The sequence below is a fragment of the Micromonospora sp. WMMC241 genome, from assembly GCF_027460165.1.
Classification (GTDB): Bacteria; Actinomycetota; Actinomycetes; order Mycobacteriales; family Micromonosporaceae; genus Micromonospora; species Micromonospora humi.
On record NZ_JAPZBF010000001.1, the window covers coordinates 2,849,646 to 2,865,473 of the forward strand.

General features: G+C 74.6%; 18 protein-coding genes. 11 read left to right on the plus strand and 7 right to left on the minus strand.

The features are described 5' to 3' along the window. Nucleotides 1-252: 252 nt before the first annotated feature. Nucleotides 253-1,095 (plus strand): S1 family peptidase, encoded by an 843-nt coding sequence (locus O7598_RS13185; RefSeq protein ID WP_269691627.1) that lies wholly within the window; start codon nt 253-255, stop codon nt 1,093-1,095. Nucleotides 1,096-1,101: 6 nt separating this feature from the next. Here O7598_RS13185 and O7598_RS13190 read toward each other — a convergent pair whose 3' ends face one another. After that, nucleotides 1,102-1,434 carry a putative quinol monooxygenase gene (locus O7598_RS13190; protein WP_269691628.1) on the minus strand — a complete coding sequence of 111 codons (333 nt, stop codon included), beginning with the start codon at nt 1,432-1,434 and terminating at the stop codon, nt 1,102-1,104. Between the two features lie 9 nt (nt 1,435-1,443). Next, the gene (locus tag O7598_RS13195; protein ID WP_269691629.1) at nt 1,444-2,418 is read right to left on the minus strand and encodes a hypothetical protein; all 975 of its coding nucleotides are present in this window, start codon (nt 2,416-2,418) and stop codon (nt 1,444-1,446) included. A 150-nt stretch (nt 2,419-2,568) separates the two neighbouring features. Here O7598_RS13195 and O7598_RS13200 point away from each other — a divergent pair, with 150 nt between their 5' ends. Beyond that, a complete protein-coding gene (locus O7598_RS13200) occupies nt 2,569-2,874 on the plus strand; it encodes a DUF1330 domain-containing protein (RefSeq protein ID WP_269691631.1) in 306 nt (101 codons plus the stop codon). Nucleotides 2,875-2,889: 15 nt separating this feature from the next. Here O7598_RS13200 and O7598_RS13205 read toward each other — a convergent pair whose 3' ends face one another. Further along, nucleotides 2,890-3,633 carry an N-acetyltransferase gene (locus tag O7598_RS13205; RefSeq protein ID WP_269691633.1) on the minus strand — a complete coding sequence of 248 codons (744 nt, stop codon included), beginning with the start codon at nt 3,631-3,633 and terminating at the stop codon, nt 2,890-2,892. Between the two features lie 238 nt (nt 3,634-3,871). Here O7598_RS13205 and O7598_RS13210 point away from each other — a divergent pair, with 238 nt between their 5' ends. Together O7598_RS13210 and O7598_RS13215 are read left to right on the plus strand one after the other, a co-directional pair. Further along, entirely contained in the window at nt 3,872-5,512 is a 1,641-nt protein-coding gene (locus O7598_RS13210) for an ABC-F family ATP-binding cassette domain-containing protein (protein ID WP_269691634.1), read from the plus strand. 9 nt (nt 5,513-5,521) lie between these two features. Beyond that, nucleotides 5,522-5,944: an acyl-CoA thioesterase gene (locus O7598_RS13215; protein WP_269691635.1), complete on the plus strand. Its 423-nt coding sequence runs from the start codon at nt 5,522-5,524 to the stop codon at nt 5,942-5,944. A gap of 54 nt (nt 5,945-5,998) precedes the next feature. Here the strand turns inward: O7598_RS13215 and O7598_RS13220 are convergent, their stop codons facing one another. From O7598_RS13220 to O7598_RS13230, 3 genes are read right to left on the minus strand one after another with little or no spacing between them, the layout of a single operon-like run. Then, nucleotides 5,999-6,820, minus strand: coding sequence for a methyltransferase domain-containing protein (locus O7598_RS13220; protein WP_269691636.1), 822 nt, complete (start codon nt 6,818-6,820; stop codon nt 5,999-6,001). A gap of 31 nt (nt 6,821-6,851) precedes the next feature. After that, nucleotides 6,852-7,511 carry a response regulator transcription factor gene (locus O7598_RS13225; RefSeq protein ID WP_269691637.1) on the minus strand — a complete coding sequence of 220 codons (660 nt, stop codon included), beginning with the start codon at nt 7,509-7,511 and terminating at the stop codon, nt 6,852-6,854. Further along, nucleotides 7,499-8,782: a sensor histidine kinase gene (locus O7598_RS13230; protein WP_269691638.1), complete on the minus strand. Its 1,284-nt coding sequence runs from the start codon at nt 8,780-8,782 to the stop codon at nt 7,499-7,501. Before O7598_RS13230 ends, O7598_RS13225 begins: the two co-directional genes overlap by 13 nt. Nucleotides 8,783-8,914: 132 nt before the next feature. Here O7598_RS13230 and O7598_RS13235 point away from each other — a divergent pair, with 132 nt between their 5' ends. The 6 genes from O7598_RS13235 to O7598_RS13260 all read left to right on the plus strand — a co-directional run bounded on the left by O7598_RS13235 (nt 8,915) and on the right by O7598_RS13260 (nt 14,595). After that, a complete protein-coding gene (locus O7598_RS13235; RefSeq protein WP_269691639.1) occupies nt 8,915-9,202 on the plus strand; it encodes a DUF1905 domain-containing protein in 288 nt (95 codons plus the stop codon). Next, on the plus strand, nt 9,199-9,969 hold the full coding sequence (locus tag O7598_RS13240; RefSeq protein WP_269691640.1) for an SIR2 family NAD-dependent protein deacylase: 771 nt from the start codon (nt 9,199-9,201) through the stop codon (nt 9,967-9,969). Before O7598_RS13235 ends, O7598_RS13240 begins: the two co-directional genes overlap by 4 nt. Nucleotides 9,970-10,065: 96 nt before the next feature. Beyond that, nucleotides 10,066-11,277, plus strand: coding sequence for a low temperature requirement protein A (locus O7598_RS13245; protein WP_269691641.1), 1,212 nt, complete (start codon nt 10,066-10,068; stop codon nt 11,275-11,277). A gap of 90 nt (nt 11,278-11,367) precedes the next feature. After that, on the plus strand, nt 11,368-12,720 hold the full coding sequence (locus tag O7598_RS13250) for an extracellular solute-binding protein (RefSeq protein ID WP_269691642.1): 1,353 nt from the start codon (nt 11,368-11,370) through the stop codon (nt 12,718-12,720). Nucleotides 12,721-12,727: 7 nt separating this feature from the next. Continuing rightward, entirely contained in the window at nt 12,728-13,678 is a 951-nt protein-coding gene (locus O7598_RS13255) for a carbohydrate ABC transporter permease (protein WP_269691643.1), read from the plus strand. Then, on the plus strand, nt 13,675-14,595 hold the full coding sequence (locus tag O7598_RS13260) for a carbohydrate ABC transporter permease (protein ID WP_269691644.1): 921 nt from the start codon (nt 13,675-13,677) through the stop codon (nt 14,593-14,595). The genes O7598_RS13255 and O7598_RS13260 overlap by 4 nt, the downstream gene beginning before the upstream one ends. Before the next feature lie 3 nt (nt 14,596-14,598). Here the strand turns inward: O7598_RS13260 and O7598_RS13265 are convergent, their stop codons facing one another. Then, complete coding sequence (locus O7598_RS13265; RefSeq protein ID WP_091056409.1) at nt 14,599-15,144, minus strand: hypothetical protein; 546 nt, start codon at nt 15,142-15,144, stop codon at nt 14,599-14,601. A 74-nt stretch (nt 15,145-15,218) separates the two neighbouring features. Here O7598_RS13265 and O7598_RS13270 point away from each other — a divergent pair, with 74 nt between their 5' ends. Continuing rightward, nucleotides 15,219-15,818: a TetR/AcrR family transcriptional regulator gene (locus O7598_RS13270; protein WP_269691645.1), complete on the plus strand. Its 600-nt coding sequence runs from the start codon at nt 15,219-15,221 to the stop codon at nt 15,816-15,818. The last annotated feature ends 10 nt before the right edge of the window (nt 15,819-15,828 follow it).

Genomic DNA, 15,828 nt, shown 5'->3' on the forward strand with positions numbered 1-15,828 from the left:
AAGCGTTCCGAAAACTTAACGTTCTCGATGCTTCGATTCGCCCGCCGCCTGCGACGCCCGGAGACGGGAACGTGCCGGCCGTGGGCGGTGGACGCGCCGGGGTCGCCCCGGTGCACCGGCCCCGAAAGTTTCGGGACCCGGGCCCGTCGGGCCGACACGCTGTCCGCCACCGGACCGCCGCCGGCGCTTGAACGGGGGCGACCGTGGGTCGATGCTGGCATTACATCGATTATCGACGATGGAGGAGTCCTGATGCGCCGACCGTCGCTCGTCGTCCTCGCGCTCGCCGCGCTGCTCGCCGTCACCCCGGCCGCGGCCCGGGCCGGCGCGCCCCGGCCGGCCACCCCGGCGTCGCTCGCCGAGGTGCGCGCCGCCGGCACCGCCTGGGGCCACGACCCGGCCACCGGCCGCCTCACCGTCACCGTCGACGACACCGTGCGCGGGGCCGAACTGGCCGCGGTGCGCCGGGCCGCCGACCGGTCCGGGGCGGTGCTGCGGCACGAGCCCGGCCGGCTGCGCACACTGATCGCCGGCGGCCAGGCCATCTACGGCGGCGGTGGCCGATGCTCGCTCGGCGCGAACGCGCGCAGCGGCAGCACCTGGTACTTCGTCACCGCCGGACACTGCACGAGCCTCGGCGCCACCTGGTACGCCGACAGCGCCCGCACCAGCGTGCTGGGCACCCGGACCGGCAGCAGCTTCCCCGGCAACGACTACGGGGTGGTCCGCTACACCGGCACGGTCGCCCACCCCAGCGCGGTGTACACCTGGCCGGGCCAGGTGACGATCTCCGGCGCCGGCAACGCGTACGTGGGGCAGGCGGTCTGCCGCAGCGGGGCCACCACCGGCGTGCGGTGCGGACTGGTCACCGGGCTGAACCAGACAGTCAACTACGCCGAGGGCAGCGTCACCGGGCTGATCCGGACCAACATCTGCGCCGAGCCGGGGGACAGCGGCGGCCCGCTCTACGTGGCCGCGACCGGCACCGTCCTCGGCCTGCTCTCCGGCGGCAGCGGCAACTGCGCCAGCGGCGGCACCAGCTACTACCAGCCGATCCTGGAGATCCTCGCCGCGTACGGCCTGACCATCCCGTGACCGGCGTCAGGCGTCGCCGGGCACGGCCATCTCACCGAGGAGCGACCAGTCCTCCTGCGGCACCGTCGCGTTGACGATCCGGGGCGTCTCGGCCAGGTGCGGCGGCAGCGTGCGCTGCGCCTCGCGGAAGTGCGCCGACTGCACGTGCGCCGCGCCGGCCTCGTCGTCGCGGAACGCCTCGACCAGCACGTACTCGGTCGGGTCGTCCAGGCTGCGGGACCAGTCGAACCACAGGCAGCCGGGCTCGGCCCGGGTCGCCGTGGTGAAGTCGGCGGCGATCTGCGGCCACCGGTCGGCGTCGGAGGGCCGGACCCGGAACTTGGCGGTAATGAAGATCATGCGTCCAGGCTACCCAGGTCGGGCGCCCCGCCCCCGGGTCACCGGCGCCAGCAGGTCGGCCGCCCGCCGGTCGGCGAACGCGGTGACCGCCTGCTGACCGGCGCCGAACACGATGGCCAGGCCCAGCAGGGCGGCGGTGCTGTTCACGGTGGTGTTCGCCAGGCCACCGACGACCAGCATGATGCCGACCACCGCGACCAGCGGGCCGACCGCCAGCTTCAGCAGCCCCTGCTGGAACGGCAGCCGGTAGGGCAGCCCGGCGGACTGTGACGTGATCATCGAGGGCAGCGCGCTGACGAACGCCCCGAGCGCGCCGGCGAGCAGGACGACCAGCAGCAGCCGCCACGGCGGGACGCCGACGGCGTCGGCGGGCACCCGGACCAACGGCACGTCGGGGTTGCGCCACTGCACCAGCACCAGCAGCGCCTCCGCCACCAGGGCGGACACCGACAGGCCCAGCATCCGGTTGCGCAGCCGGCGTACCGCCTCGTGGAACTCGTCCGACGCGCAGTGGTAGCGCAGCAGCAACGCCTGCACCTTGGCCCGCAGCAGCGCCGGTGTCGCCGCGTCCGCCGCCGGGTCGATGTCGGTGACCACCTTGTCGTCGGCCCGCAGGAACCGCGCCGCCGCGTCCCGGTACGCGGGCAGGAACCCCACGATCTCCGCCACCGGCCGCAGCCCCACCATGGCCCGCTCGACGGCGTGCAGCGTCTGCCAGGCGTACTCGACGTCGCCGCCGCGCAGCCAGCCGAGCACCCCGGCGCGGCCGAGCACCGGCTCGACCCCGGCCAGTCGTTCGCGCAACGCCGCGGCCAACGGCGGATCGCCGGGACCCAGGGAGTCGAGCTGCTGGTGCAGCTCGTCGAGCCGGGTGCGGACCTCGACCTGCCACACCGCGCCGGGCACCCCGGTGTGGCGGCGCCGCGGACCGGTCCCCGGCCCGCCGTCCGCCCCCGGTGCCACCCGGCCCTGCCGTCCGGTCATCGTGCACCTCCCCGGCGGGTCCGGTTCCGCGCCGTTCCTTCCCCCAGTATCCGCAGGCCGGACGCGTGCCGCCCGGATTACCCCGGACCACCGCCGGCACCGGCGGAACGGGGGACGCCGCGCTCGCCCGACGGTCGCTAGCCTGGCGCGGTGACCGTCTACGCCCTCGCGCAGCTCACCGTCCACGACCGGGCGCGCTACGACAGGTACGTCGCCGCCTTCCTGCCGGTGCTCGCCCGGCACGGCGGTCGCCTGCTCGCGGCGGACACCGCACCGCGGGTGGTGTCCGGCGAGTGGCCGCACGACAAGGTGGTCCTGCTGTCCTTCGACAGCCGGGAGGACTTCGAGCGCTGGTCCACCTCGCCGGAATACCGGGAGATGTCCCGCGACCGGGAGGCGGCCACCGACGGGGTGGTGCTGCTGCTCGACGGGATCGGGCACGCCTGGCCGGCCTGAGCGCGCTCCGGCCGTTCAGAGCCGGTGCCGCACCCACACGTTGGGCTCGACGTAGGCGGCGTGGTCGTGGGCCACGTCGACCAGCACCGGCGCCAGCGCGCCGGGCACGTGCACCGGTCCGTCGGTGTCGAACGGCAGCCCGGTCCAGCGTCGCCAGTCGTCGAGCGTGCCGGTGACCGCCATCGACCGGGGCGCCACCCGCTCGACGACGCCGCCGGCCCGGACGTGCACCCGCAGCCACGGGTCCTCGGGCAGGCCGTCCGGGCGCCGGCGGGCGGCGTACTCGGCCATCGGCACGTCCGGGAGCGCGGCCTTGCCGTTCGGGCGCACCGGCGCCACCAGCGTGTCGAAGCCCCGCGCGGCGACGGCCGTGCGCATCGCGTCCAGCATCAGCGCGGACACCCCGCCGCCGCGGCGGTCCGGGCGGACGCAGATCTCCAGGGCCGAGACCAGGTTGGGGGTGGAACCGGTGAGCCGGCCGAGCGTGGCCCGCTGGATGACCCGGTCCCAGCCGCCGTCGGGCAGCTCGTCCTCCGTCCAGCGCAGCGGCACCGCGTAGGCCCGCGCGACGACGCGACCCGGCTCGGCCGGGTCGACGGCGGCGAAGACGAACTCGGGGTAGAGGTCGTCGGCGACGCCGTAGTAGACCGCGCCCATCGGGTCCCAGAGCATGAACTCCGGCCAGGCGCCGGCGAAGTCGGCGTCGAGTCGCGGCGCCAGGTCGGGGCGCTCGGCCAAGGTCATGATCTTCAGGTCCACGACCGGCACACTAGGCACTCCCGGTCCGACCCGCACGCCGATTTCCCGCCGGTGAGCTAGGGTGGAGCGGTCCCCGAGAATCGGAGTGATCATGGCAGGTGACGACGACATCTCCGGGTGAGAGCCCGGACGGCCGCCGACGCGCACACCCCGCGCCGTCGCCGCGGCCCCCTTCGTCGTCCCCTGCCACCGCCGGGCGCCACGTCGCGCCCCGGCGCTTCCCTTCTCGAGGTCGATCATGTCCGACGCCTTCGTCGTCAGCTCCGCGCTCACCTTCTCCTGGCCGGACGACACTCCGGTCTTCACCGACCTGTCCTTCTCCGTGCCCGCCGGCCGCACCGGTCTGGTGGCTCCCAACGGCACCGGCAAGACCACGCTGCTGCGGCTGATCGCCGGCGAGCTGCGCCCGGCCGCCGGCACGGTCACCGTCCACGGTGTCCTCGGCTACCTGCCCCAGCATCTGCCCTTCGCCGTCGACCAGAGCGTCGCGCAGGTCCTCGGCGTCGACCGGGCCATCGCCGCGCTGCACGCCATCGAGGCCGGTGACGCCCGCGAGGAGCACTTCACCGCCGTCGGCGACGACTGGGACGTGGAGGAGCGCACCCACGCCGAGCTGGACCGGCTGGGGCTGGGCGAGCTGGCGCTGGACCGCCGCCTGGGCACGCTCAGCGGGGGCCAGGTGATCTCCCTGGGCCTGGCCGCGCAGCTGCTGCGCCGCCCGGACGTGCTGCTGCTCGACGAGCCGACGAACAACCTCGACGAGGTGGCCCGGGAGCGGCTCACCGCCGTGCTGCGCGGCTGGACCGGCTGCCTGGTGGTGGTCAGCCACGACCGGTCGCTGCTCGACGAGATGGACCGCATCGCGTCGCTGGAATCCGGCGAGATCCGCTGGTACGGCGGCAACTACACCGCCTACGAGCAGGCCGTGCGCGCCGAGCGCGAGGTCGCCGAACGCCAGGTCCGCAGCGCCGAGCAGGACCTGAAGCGGCAGAAACGCGAGTTGCAGCAGGCCCGGGAACGTGCCGCCCGCCGGGCCTCCACCGCCGCGCGCAACCTGCCCGACGCCGGGCTGGCCCGGATCGTCGCCGGTGGCCTGAAGCGGGACGCCCAGGTCTCCGCCGGGCGCGCCGCCGAGACGCACACCGCGCGCGTCGGCGACGCGCAGGCCCGCCTGGACCAGGCCAGCCGGGCGGCCCGCCAGGACGACCGGATCGTCATCGACCTGCCCGACACCACCGTGCCCGCCGGCCGGACCGTCTTCGCCGGCGAGCGGCTGCGCGCCGAGTACGGCGGCCGGCCGGTGTTCGCCGGCGACGGCATCGACCTGACCGTCCGCGGGCCGGAGCGGATCGCGCTCACCGGCGGCAACGGCGCCGGCAAGTCCACGCTGCTGCGCCTGGTCAGCGGCGACCAGGCGCCGGTCGCCGGCACCGCCACCCGGGTCGAGGGCCGGGTGGCGTACCTGTCGCAGCGGCTCGACCTGCTCGACCCGGCGCGTACGGTCGCCGAGAACCTGGCCGTGTTCGCGCCCGCGCTCGCCGACGCCGAGCGGATGAACCTGCTGGCCCGGTTCCTGTTCCGCGGCGACCGGGTGCACCTGCCGGTGCGGGTGCTCTCCGGCGGCGAGCTGCTGCGGGCCACCCTGGCCTGCGTGCTGAACGCCTCGCCGGCACCGCAGCTGCTGCTGCTCGACGAGCCCACCAACAACCTCGACCTGGACAGCGTCGCGCAGTTGGAGAGCGCGCTCGGCGGCTACCGGGGGGCGATGCTCGTGGTCAGCCACGACCCGCGGTTCCTCACCGCGATCGGCGTGGACCGGTGGTTGCGGCTGGCCGACGGCACGCTCGTCGAGACCCGCGCGCCGCAGGACGCTGGCTAGTCTGCCGGCATGGCAGATCCATTCCGGGTGCGCGTCACCGTGCGCGGCTACGAGCTCGACACCCAGGGGCACCTCAACCAGGCGGTCTACCTCCAGTACGCCGAGCACGCCCGCTGGGAGTGCCTGCGCGCCGCCGGGATCGCCCAGGACCGGTTGCTCGCCGCGGGCGTCGGGCCGGTCGCCCTGGAGGTGACCGTGCGCTACCTGCGGGAGCTGCGCGGCGGCGACGAGGTCGACGTCACCTGCGAGTTCCGGTGGGGCGAGGGCAGGACGTTCCAGATCGTGCAGGACTTCACCCGCCCGGACGGGAGCCCGGTCGCCTCGGTGACCGGCGTGGGCGGCCTGCTGGACCTGACGGCCCGGCGGCTGGTGCCCGAGCCGCGCGAGCGGTTCCGGGCGCTGGCCGCCGACCCGGCGCCGATGAGCCTGTGAGCCGGCCCGGGCCCACCGCGACGCGGGGCCCGGCGGCACGGGGGACGCGTCGGTTCAGCCTGGGCGGCGTCCCCACGCCGAGATCAGCGGCGCGAGGGTGAGGTCGAGCTCGCCGGCGTCGACGGCCGCCAGGTGGGCGTCGATCTCGTCGTCGTCGGTCAGCCCGGCGGCCAGCAACTCGGCGCGGACCATGCGCACCGTCGCGGCCTCCAACCGGTCGCAGGCCACCCCGCCGACCGGGAAGCAGCCGGTCGCCGCGACGTCCACCAGGCCCGCCGCCCGCAGCGCCCGCGGCAACGTCCGGCCGAAGCGCAGGTCGGCGCCGCGGCGGGTCATCAACTCCCGGACGGCGCGCCGCAGCCGGTTGGCGCGCCGCTGCGCCGGGCCGACCTCGTCGAGGCAGGCCAGCGGTTGCAGCTCGGTGTCGGCGTCCTCCACCAGCAGCCACCCGCCGGGCCGCAACGCCGCCACCATCGTCGCCACCGCGCGGGCCCGGTCGGGCACGTGGACGAGCACGAGCCGCGCGTGCACCAGGTCGAACGTGCCGGGCTGCGGCGGCGGGTCCCGGACGACGTCGTGGCGGCGCACCTCGTACCCGCCGTGCGGGTCCAGCCAGGCCGGATCGATGTCCGTGGCCAGCACGTGACCGGTCGGGCCGACGGCCGCGGCGAGCGCCTCGGGGATGCCGGGGCCGCCCGCGCCGACCTCCCAGCAGCGCCAGCCCGCCCGCAGCCCGAGCCGGTCGACGTGTCCCCGCGTGACCCCGTCGAACAGCTCGGCGAGCCAGGTGAACCGCTCGCCCGCCTCCAACCGCGCGTTGTCGAGCAGATAGCGGTGCTCCGGGCCCGGCTCGGGCGTGGGGTCGGCGACAGGCATGCTCTCATCCTCACGCCTGGGCGGCGCGGTGTCAGGTACCGGCGCGCAGGTAGGCGAGCACGGCCAGGACCCGGCGGTTGGTGTCGTCGTCCGGCGGCAGGTCCAGCTTGGCCAGGATGTTGCCGACGTGCTTGCCGACCGCGGCCTCGGTGACGTGCAGCCGGGCCGCGATCGCGCCGTTGGAGTGCCCCTCGGCGACCAGCCCGAGCACCTCCCGCTCGCGCCGGGAGAGCGCGTCGAGCGGATCGCGCGGACGGCGCAGCAGGTGCCGCACCACGTCCGGGTCGACGGCGGTGCCGCCGGCGGCCACCCGGCGCAGCGTGTCGGCGAACTCGGCGACGTCGGCGACCCGGTCCTTGAGCAGGTAGCCGACCCGTCGGCCGTCGCCGCTGTCCAGCAGCGCCGCCGCGTACCCGCTCTGCACGTGCTGGCTCAGCACCACCACGGCGAGGTCCGGCCGCTCCGCGCGCAGCGTGACCGCCGCGCGCAGGCCGTCGTCGCGGTGCTCCGGCGGCATCCGGATGTCGGTCACCACCAGGTCGGGCCGGTGGGTGCGGGCGGCGTCCAGCAGCGCCGGGGCGGAACCGACGGCGGCGGCCACCGCGAAACCGAACCGGGTCAGCAGGCCCACCAGGCCCTCGCGGAGGAGGACCTCGTCCTCGGCGAGGACGACCCGGGTCACGGACGGCACGGCAGCTCCACCCGCACGAGGGTAGGCCCGCCGGGTGGACTGGCCAGCAGCAACCTGCCGTCCACCGCGGCCACCCGGTCGGCCAACCCGGTCAGGCCGGTGCCCCGCGCCGGGTCGGCGCCACCGCGGCCGTCGTCCTCGACCTCCACCACCAGCCCGCGGTCGGCGCGGGTCAACCGCACCTCGGCCCGGGTCGCCCCGGCGTGCCGGGCCACGTTGCCCAGCGCCTCGGAGACCACGTACCAGGCGGTGGTCTCGACCAGCTCCGGCGTCGGGCGGGACAGCTCCGCCCGCACGGTGACCGGGACCACCGACCGGGCGGCCAGGTCGTCGACCGCGCCGGCCAGCCCCAGCTCGGTGAGCTGTCGGGGGCGGATGCCCTGGACGATGCCGCGCAGCGTCACCATCAGCTCCTTCGCCTGCTCGTGCGCCGCGTCGAGCGGCCGTGCGGCCGGCGAGTCGTCCGGCACGTCGAGGCGGGCCAGCCCGAGCTGGAGGGTGAGGCTGGTCAGGCGCGGCTGCGCCCCGTCGTGCACGTCCCGCTCGATCCGGCGGCGTTCCGCCTCGTAGGCGCCCATCAGGCGGGCCCGGGACCGGGTCACCTCGCGCAACGCCGCGGCGTCGGGCGCGCCGTCGAGCAGCCACCGGGCCACCGCCGCCTGGCCGGCGACCAGCAGACCGGCCAGGTAGACGAGCACCGGCGCGGCGAGCACGCCGGCGACGGCGTACGGGACGGCCGCGGCGGGGGAGTCCACGGTGGTCCAGACCAGCACGATCCATTCCCCCCGGCCGGTCAGCCACGGACCGGCGACCAGCGCGACGTCGAGCAGCACCAGCAGGCCGAACGTCCCGTAGGCCAGCGGCACCGCGGTGGCCACCCAGGCCGCGTACGCGACCTCCCGCCAGGCGGCGGCGCTGGTCCAGCGGGCGGCCGCGCCGCGCCGCAGCGGCCCGGGCAGCGGCCGGTCGTCGACCAGGCCGAGTCGCCACCGCTCGACCGCCGCCACCGGCGCGCTGACCAGCGGGGCGACGGCGAGCGCGGCCAGCGCCAGTACGGCGAGCACGGCCAGCACCGGCACGTCGACCGGCCGGCCCCGCCGCAGCGCGCTCACCACGAGCAGCAGCGGCGCGGCGACCACGGACCACCCGACCGCCAAGGCGCCGGCCACCGGCACTGTGGTCGCGGCGTACGCCAGGGCGCGCCAGGGCCAGGCGGAGAGCGGGTAGCGGCGGCGGCGCAACGCCCCGGCCAGGTGTGACGGCTGAGTCATGACCTGACGCTAGCCAGCCGGCCGGTGGCCGGCCCAGCCGTCCAGACCCCGATTGCCAGGTGGGTCTGGCCCTACCTCGCCACCGGCCCGCCACGCCCTCGAGGGCGGCCGGCCCGCGCCTATCCTGATCCGATGGAGCTGGCGTTCAGCGGCGAGGTGTGGTTCTGGCGTGGGCCGGCGCCCTACCACTTCGTCACCGTGCCCGACGAGCAGTGCGCGGCGCTGGAGGCCGCGGCGGCCTCGGTCACCTACGGCTGGGGCATGGTCCCGGTGCGCGTCCGGATCGGCGACACCGGTTGGCGGACGTCGCTGTGGCCGAAGGACGGGCGCTACGTGGTGCCGCTGCGGGTCGCGGCGCGCCGGGCGGAGGGGATCGAGCTGGGCGACCGGGTGGACGTCCGGTTGACGGTGGGCGGGTGACCGCCGAGGCCCTGGCGGAGGCGGGCCGGCTGCTCGCCGCCGCGACCCGACCGGTGGTGTTCACCGGCGCCGGGATGTCGGCCGAGAGCGGCGTGCCGACGTTCCGGGACGCCCGGACCGGCCTCTGGCAGCGGTACGACCCGAGCCGGTTGGCCACCCCGGCCGCGTTCCACGCCGACCCGGCCCTGGTCTGGGGCTGGTACGAGGGCCGGCGGCACGGGGTGCGCCGGGCCGAGCCGAACCCGGGACACCGGGCGGTGGCCGCGATCCAGGCCCGGCTTCCCGGCACCGTCGTGATCACGCAGAACGTCGACGACCTGCACGAGCGGGGTGGCGTTCCCGGCGCGGTGCGGCTGCACGGCAGCCTGTTCGCGCCCCGCTGCTCGGCCTGCGCCCACCCGGCGCCGGTGCCCGACGACGCGCCGCCGCCGGAGGGGCCGCTCGACCCGCCGGCCTGCGTGCGCTGCGCCGCCCCGGTCCGGCCGGGCGTGGTGTGGTTCGGTGAGGCGCTGCCGGAGGAGGCGCTGGGGGCGGCGGCCGAGGCGGCGTCCCGCTGCGACCTGCTGCTCACTGTCGGCACTTCGGCGCTGGTCCACCCGGCCGCCGAGATTCCGCTGGTGGCGGCCCGCCTCGGCGCGCCGGTGGTGCAGGTGAATCCGGAGCCTACGCCGCTGGACGCGGTCTGCGCGGTCAACCTGCGCGGTCGTGCGGGCGACGTGCTGCCGGCGTTGGTCCGGGTCGCCTGGCCGGCGGACGCCGGCGACTGACCGGCCCCTGTCCGGTCTGATCGGTCGAATCGCCCGACCGGCCCGGCCGCTGCCGCCTACCGTCGGCGGGGGCGGTGCGGCGGCGGAGGGCGGAGCGTGGGAGACGACCGGGGGCGACGGCGCCCGCCGTGGCCGCGTCCTCCCCGGCCGGCGGCGCGGGACCGCCGGGTCACGCCGTTCGAGATCTTCTTCGACCTGGTCTTCGTCTTCGCGCTCACCCGGATCATGGCACTGGTCGGGCGGCATCCGACGCCGGCCGGGATGGCCCGCGGACTGCTCCTGCTCGTGCTGCTCTGGGTCGCCTGGTCGTCGTACACCTGGTTGGGCAACCAGACACGGGCCGACGTGGGGGTGGTGCGCGGCGGATTCCTGGTCGCGATGGCGGCGTTGTTCGTGGTCGCGCTGGTCATGCCGCGGTCCTGGACGCCGGGGCCGGGGCTGGACGGGCCCTTGCTGGTCGCGCTCGGCTACGTGCTGCTGCGCGTGGTGCACCTGGCGCTGTCCCACTGGGCGGCCGGGGACGACGCGCCGCTGCGCGCGCGGATCCGCTTCTTCGCGCTGGTCAGCGTCGTGGGCTGGGTGGCGTTGCTGATCGGCGCGCTGCTCGGGGGCGCCGGGCACGCCGCGCTGTGGGTGCTGGCCTTTCTGGTGGAGGTGGTCGGCCAACGCCTGGCGTACGCCCGCCGGGGCAGTTGGCCGCTGCGCAGCCCGACGCACTTCGCCGAGCGGCACCACCTGGTCCTGATCATCGCGTTGGGGGAGTCGGTGGTCGCGGCCGGGGTGGGCGCCGGCTCGGCGGTGACGTCGCCGCCGGTCCTGGGCGTGGCGCTGGTCGGGTTCACCGCCACGGTCTGCCTCTGGTGGCTCTACTTCCACCGCACCGCGGCGGCGGCGGCCCGAGCGCTCGGCGCGGCGGCGCCGGCGCGGCGGGACCGGATGGCCGCGGACGCCTACAGCCAGACCCACCTGATGCTGGTCGCCGGCGTCATCTACCTGGCGATCGGTGTCGAGCAGGTGCTGGCGCACGTCGCCGGCGCGGAACCGGGGGCGAGGTTGGACGGCTGGGCCGCCGGGGCGCTGTTCGGCGGCGCGGCGGTCTACCTGACCGGGCGGCTGGTGTTCCGCCGGCTCACCGGGCAGCCGGTCGGGCCGGCCCGAACCGCCGTCACCGGTGCGGTCGTCCTGCTGGCGCCGGTCGGCGTGGTGTTGCCCCCGGCGGCGGCGCTCGGCGTGCTGACCGGGTTGTTGCTGGTCGCCGTCGCGGTGGACCGGTCAGGGACACCGATGGCCCACGCCGGTGTTCGGTAAACGATGTGCATCAACCGGTTTGAGAGTCCGCTTCTCGGAGAAGTGCAGGTCGCGCGGGCAGAGTAGCCGGCGCGACCACGGGAGGTGGCGATGTCACGGAAACTGCGGGCGACCGCGTTGGTCGGGGTGCTGGCCCTGGCGATCAGCGGCTGCGGCGGCGTCGGCGGGGGAGGTGACTCCGACGGCGGTGGCGCCAAGGGCAGCGGCGCGCTCAGCACCATGGGCCTCAGCCTGTCCGACGAGATCGCCACGACCCGGGTGGACGCGTTCAAGCGGGACCACCCCGACGTCCGGCTGCAGATCACCGAGGGCGCCTTCGACGAGCAGCAGTTCCTGTCGGCGGTTGCCTCGGGCAACCCGCCGGACCTGGTGTACCTGGACCGCAAGCTGATCGGCACGTACGCCAAGCGCGGTTCGATCCAGCCGCTCACCGACTGCGTCGACGAGCAGGGGATCGACATGGGACAGTTCCGCCAGTCCGCGAAGGACCAGGTGACGCTCGACGGCACGGTCTACGGGATCCCCGAGTTCTCCCAGGTCCGCGTGCTCTACCTGAACGAGGGGCTGCTCAAGAAGGCCGGCCTGACCGCGGACGACGTCAACCTGGCCGACTGGGCCGGGCTGCCGGAGTTGAACGCCAAGCTCGCCACCGTCTCCGGCGGCCGGCTCAGCCGCATCGGCATCGACCCGAAGATCCCCGAGTTCCTGCCGATGTGGGCGAAGGCCAACGGCGCCGAGATGATCTCCGCCGACGGCACGAAGCCGAACCTCACCGACCCGAAGGTGGTCGAGGCGCTCACCACCGGCCTCAAGCTGGTCCAGGACCAGGGCGGCTGGGGGAAGTTCAAGTCGTTCCGCGACACGTTCGACTTCTTCGGCGCGCAGAACCCGCTGGCCAAGAACCAGATGGTCGCCTGGCCGATGGAGGAGTGGTTCCTCAACCAGGCGGCGAAGAACAGCCCGAAGGCGGAACTGGTGGTGAAGCCGTTCGTGGACCGGCAGGGCAAGCCGCTGAGCATGTCCTCCGGCCAGGCCTGGGTGCTCACCAAGGGGGCGAAGAACCCGAAGGCGGCCTGCGCGTTCGTCAAGCAGATGACCGCCACCGACACCTGGCTCGCCGCCGCCCGGGTGCGCGCCGACGCCCGCAAGGCCGACAAGCTGCCCTTCACCGGCCTCTGGACCGGCAACACCGCCGCCGACAAGAAGATCTTCGACGAGGTGTACCAGCCGACCGGCGACAAGCGCTTCGACGACGCGGTCGCGGCCGTACGCCAGGCGCAGGACGTCGCGTTCGCCATGCCCGCCTCGCCCGCCGGTGCCGAGTTCGACAAGGCCTGGACCGACGCGGTCAACCGGGTGCTCGCCGGCCAGGAGCAGCCCGCCCAGGCGCTCGCCCGAGCACAGCAGGAGGCGACCGCCGCACTCGACAAGGCCGCGGGCTAGGTCGCGGATGGCCACCACCGTCACCCCCGCCGTACCGGGCCGGCGGCGTCGCACGCCGCTGGCCCGGCGGGAGGCCCGCTGGGCGTACCTGTTCCTGGCGCCGTGGATCGTCGGTTTCCTGGCGTTCACCGCCGGGCCGATGGTCGCCAGCCTCTGGCTGAGCTTCACCGAGTACGACGTGATCAACGCGCCGCGCTTCTCCGGGCTGGACAACTACCGGCAGCTCGTGTCGGATCCGCAGGTGGCGCGCAGCCTCGGCAACACCGTCTACTACGCGGCGCTGCACGTGCCGCTGGTGATGGCGCTCTCGCTCGGGCTGGCGCTGCTGCTCAAGCGGGTCGGCCGGCTCCAGGGCTTCTTCCGTACCGTGTTCTACCTGCCGGTGATGACCCCGGCCGTGGCGGTCGGCATCCTGTTCCTGTTGCTGCTCAACACGCAGGACGGCCTGATCAACCGTGGTCTCGCCCTGGTCGGCATCGACGGTCCGAGCTGGACCACCGACCCGGGCTGGGTGATGCCGGGCATCGTGCTGATGAGCCTCTGGAGCCTCGGCTCCACGGTCATCATCTACCTGGCGGCGCTGCAGAACGTGCCCCGTGACCTGTACGAGGCGGCCGACCTCGACGGCGCCGACGCGTGGGCCCGGTTCCGGCACGTCACGCTGCCGATGATCTCCGGGTCGCTGTTCTTCACGCTGATCGTCAACACCATCGCGTCGCTGCAGATGTTCACCGAGGTCTACACCATGTACTTCGGCAACCGGCAGACCGCCGGCTCGTTCAACAGCGACGCCGCGTCGTTCTACGTGATCCACCTGTTCCGGGAGGCGTTCCAGTTCCTGCACATGGGCTTCGCCTCGGCGATGGCCTGGCTGCTCTTCCTGATCATTCTGGGCATCACGCTGGTCCAGGTGAAGCTCGGCAATCGCTTCGTCTACTACGAGGGGGAGGACCGGTGACGACCACGACGAGTCGGCCGGCGGGTGTCGGCACGGTCGTCGCCCCGGTGGCGGTGCCCGGTCGGGCGGACCGGCCGGACGACGGCCGGCGGCCACGCTGGCAGCGGATCCTGTTCGTGCTCGCCCTGGTGGCCGCCGCGGTGGTCTTCCTGCTGCCGTTCGTCTGGCTGGTCAGCGCCTCGCTGCGGCCCCGGGAGTACGTGTTCGCCCCCGGCTTCCTGCCCGTGCCCTTCGCGCCGGACAACTACGCCGAGGCTTGGCAGGCCATGCCCTTGCTCACCTGGCTGTTCAACAGCCTGGTGGTCGGGGTGGCGGCGGCCGCCACGGCGACGCTGTCCAGCGCCTGGGTCGCGTTCGGCTTCGCGTACTTCCGGTTCCCCGGCCGCAACCTGCTCTTCGGTCTGGTGCTCGCCACCATGATGCTGCCGTTCGCGGTCACCATGATCCCGACGTACCTGATCTGGAACCGGCTCGGCCTGGTGGACACCCAGGTGCCGCTCTGGGCGGGCAACCTGTTCGGCTCGGCGTTCTACATCTTCCTGCTGCGCCAGTTCTTCCTCTCGCTGCCCCGGGAGTACTTCGAGGCGGCCCGGGTGGACGGCGCGAGCTATCCGCAGCTGTTCTGGCGGATGGCGTTCCCGCTGGTCCGCCCGGCCCTGCTGGTGGCGTTCGTGTTCGAGTTCAAGGCCAGCTGGACCGACCTGGTCAAACCGCTGATCTATCTGCGCAACGAGCAGCTCTACACGCTGCCGCGCGGGCTCAAGGTGATCCTGGACCGGTTCGGCTACGGCGGCGAGCAACAGTGGGAGATCGTCCTCGCCGGCAGCGTGATCGCCACCGTACCGATGATCGTGCTGTTCTTCCTGGCGCAGCGGCACTTCGTCGAGGGCATCGCGACCACCGGCCGCAAGGGGTGAGCCTCAGGCGTCGCGCGGCGCCCGTTTCGGGAAGACGGTGTAGGCCACCGGCCAGAACACCAGCCAGGCCGCCATGGCCAGGGTGAGCCGGGCCGCCCACGCCCACAGCTCCTCGGTCCGCTCGGCGTCGCCGACCAGGGCGACGCCGCCGAGCAGCACCGCGCAGGCGACCGCCCAGCCGATCATGCCCTTGCCCCACTCGCGCCACTCGTGCCGGGCCCTCGCCCACCCGTAGCGGGGCGCGCGGCGCGGTGGCGGTCCGCCGGCGAACCGGTGCGCGAACCGCTCGTCGGCCCAGCGCACCATGCTGTGCCCGAACGCGACCGAGAAGCCGAGGTACGCCGCGGCGAGGCCGTGGGCGAAGGTGGCGGTGCCGCCGCCGCGCAGGTCGACGATGGTGGCGGCCAGCAGGACGAGGTCGACGGCGGGCACGGCGAGCAGCAGGGCGGCGCCGAGGCGGGGGCGGCGCAGCGGATACCGGGCGACCAGGCCGGCGGCCAGGAACAGCCAGAACGCCACCTCGCACGCGACGATGACTCCGATGAGCATGTGGCCTCCCCGTTTTAGTACGCTGTGCGACAACAACCCTAGCAACCGCCGACCACCAGCCGCCGGAGGGGCCCGTGCCCAAGATCGTCGACCATGACGCCCGCCGCGCCGAGCTGGCCGAGGCGATGTGGCGGGTGGTCTACCGCGACGGCGTCGGCGCGGCCACGGTGCGCAGCATCGCCGCCGAGGCCGGCTGGTCGCCCAGCGCCCTGCGGCACTACTTCGCCACCCAGACCGAGCTGCTGGTCTTCGCCATGGAACACGTGATGGCCGAGGCGACCCAGCGGTTCACCGCCGACCACCGCACCGGCCCCGCCCGCCACGTCGTCCAGGGAATGCTGGAGGAACTGCTGCCGCTGGACCGCCAGCGCGTCCGGGAGGCCGAGGTGTGGCTGCTGCTCGCCGCCCGGGCGCAGGTCGACCCCGCCGCCCGGGAGCGGATGACCGAGGCCGACGACGGCGTACGCCGGGCCGCCGAACTCGCCGTCGCGCTGCTCACCGGCGAACGACCGGCCGACGACGCGGCGGTCGCCCGCCTGCACGCCCTGCTCGACGGCCTCACCCTGCACGCGCTGCTGCACCCCGACCGGATGCCGCCGCAGCGACTCCGCGACCTGCTCGCCGCGCACCTCGACCAGCTCGCCCGCGACGGGGCGACGGCGCCCCCCGGATAAGGTCGGACCC

Coding starts and splice junctions, on each gene's coding strand:
- O7598_RS13185 (WP_269691627.1), top strand. CDS start 253: ATGCGCCGACCGTCGCTCGTCGTCCTCGCGCTCGCCGCGCTGCTCGCC.
- O7598_RS13190 (WP_269691628.1), bottom strand. CDS start 1,434: ATGATCTTCATTACCGCCAAGTTCCGGGTCCGGCCCTCCGACGCCGAC.
- O7598_RS13195 (WP_269691629.1), bottom strand. CDS start 2,418: ATGACCGGACGGCAGGGCCGGGTGGCACCGGGGGCGGACGGCGGGCCG.
- O7598_RS13210 (WP_269691634.1), top strand. CDS start 3,872: ATGTCCGACGCCTTCGTCGTCAGCTCCGCGCTCACCTTCTCCTGGCCG.
- O7598_RS13215 (WP_269691635.1), top strand. CDS start 5,522: ATGGCAGATCCATTCCGGGTGCGCGTCACCGTGCGCGGCTACGAGCTC.
- O7598_RS13220 (WP_269691636.1), bottom strand. CDS start 6,820: ATGCCTGTCGCCGACCCCACGCCCGAGCCGGGCCCGGAGCACCGCTAT.
- O7598_RS13230 (WP_269691638.1), bottom strand. CDS start 8,782: ATGACTCAGCCGTCACACCTGGCCGGGGCGTTGCGCCGCCGCCGCTAC.
- O7598_RS13235 (WP_269691639.1), top strand. CDS start 8,915: ATGGAGCTGGCGTTCAGCGGCGAGGTGTGGTTCTGGCGTGGGCCGGCG.
- O7598_RS13250 (WP_269691642.1), top strand. CDS start 11,368: ATGTCACGGAAACTGCGGGCGACCGCGTTGGTCGGGGTGCTGGCCCTG.
- O7598_RS13255 (WP_269691643.1), top strand. CDS start 12,728: ATGGCCACCACCGTCACCCCCGCCGTACCGGGCCGGCGGCGTCGCACG.
- O7598_RS13265 (WP_091056409.1), bottom strand. CDS start 15,144: ATGCTCATCGGAGTCATCGTCGCGTGCGAGGTGGCGTTCTGGCTGTTC.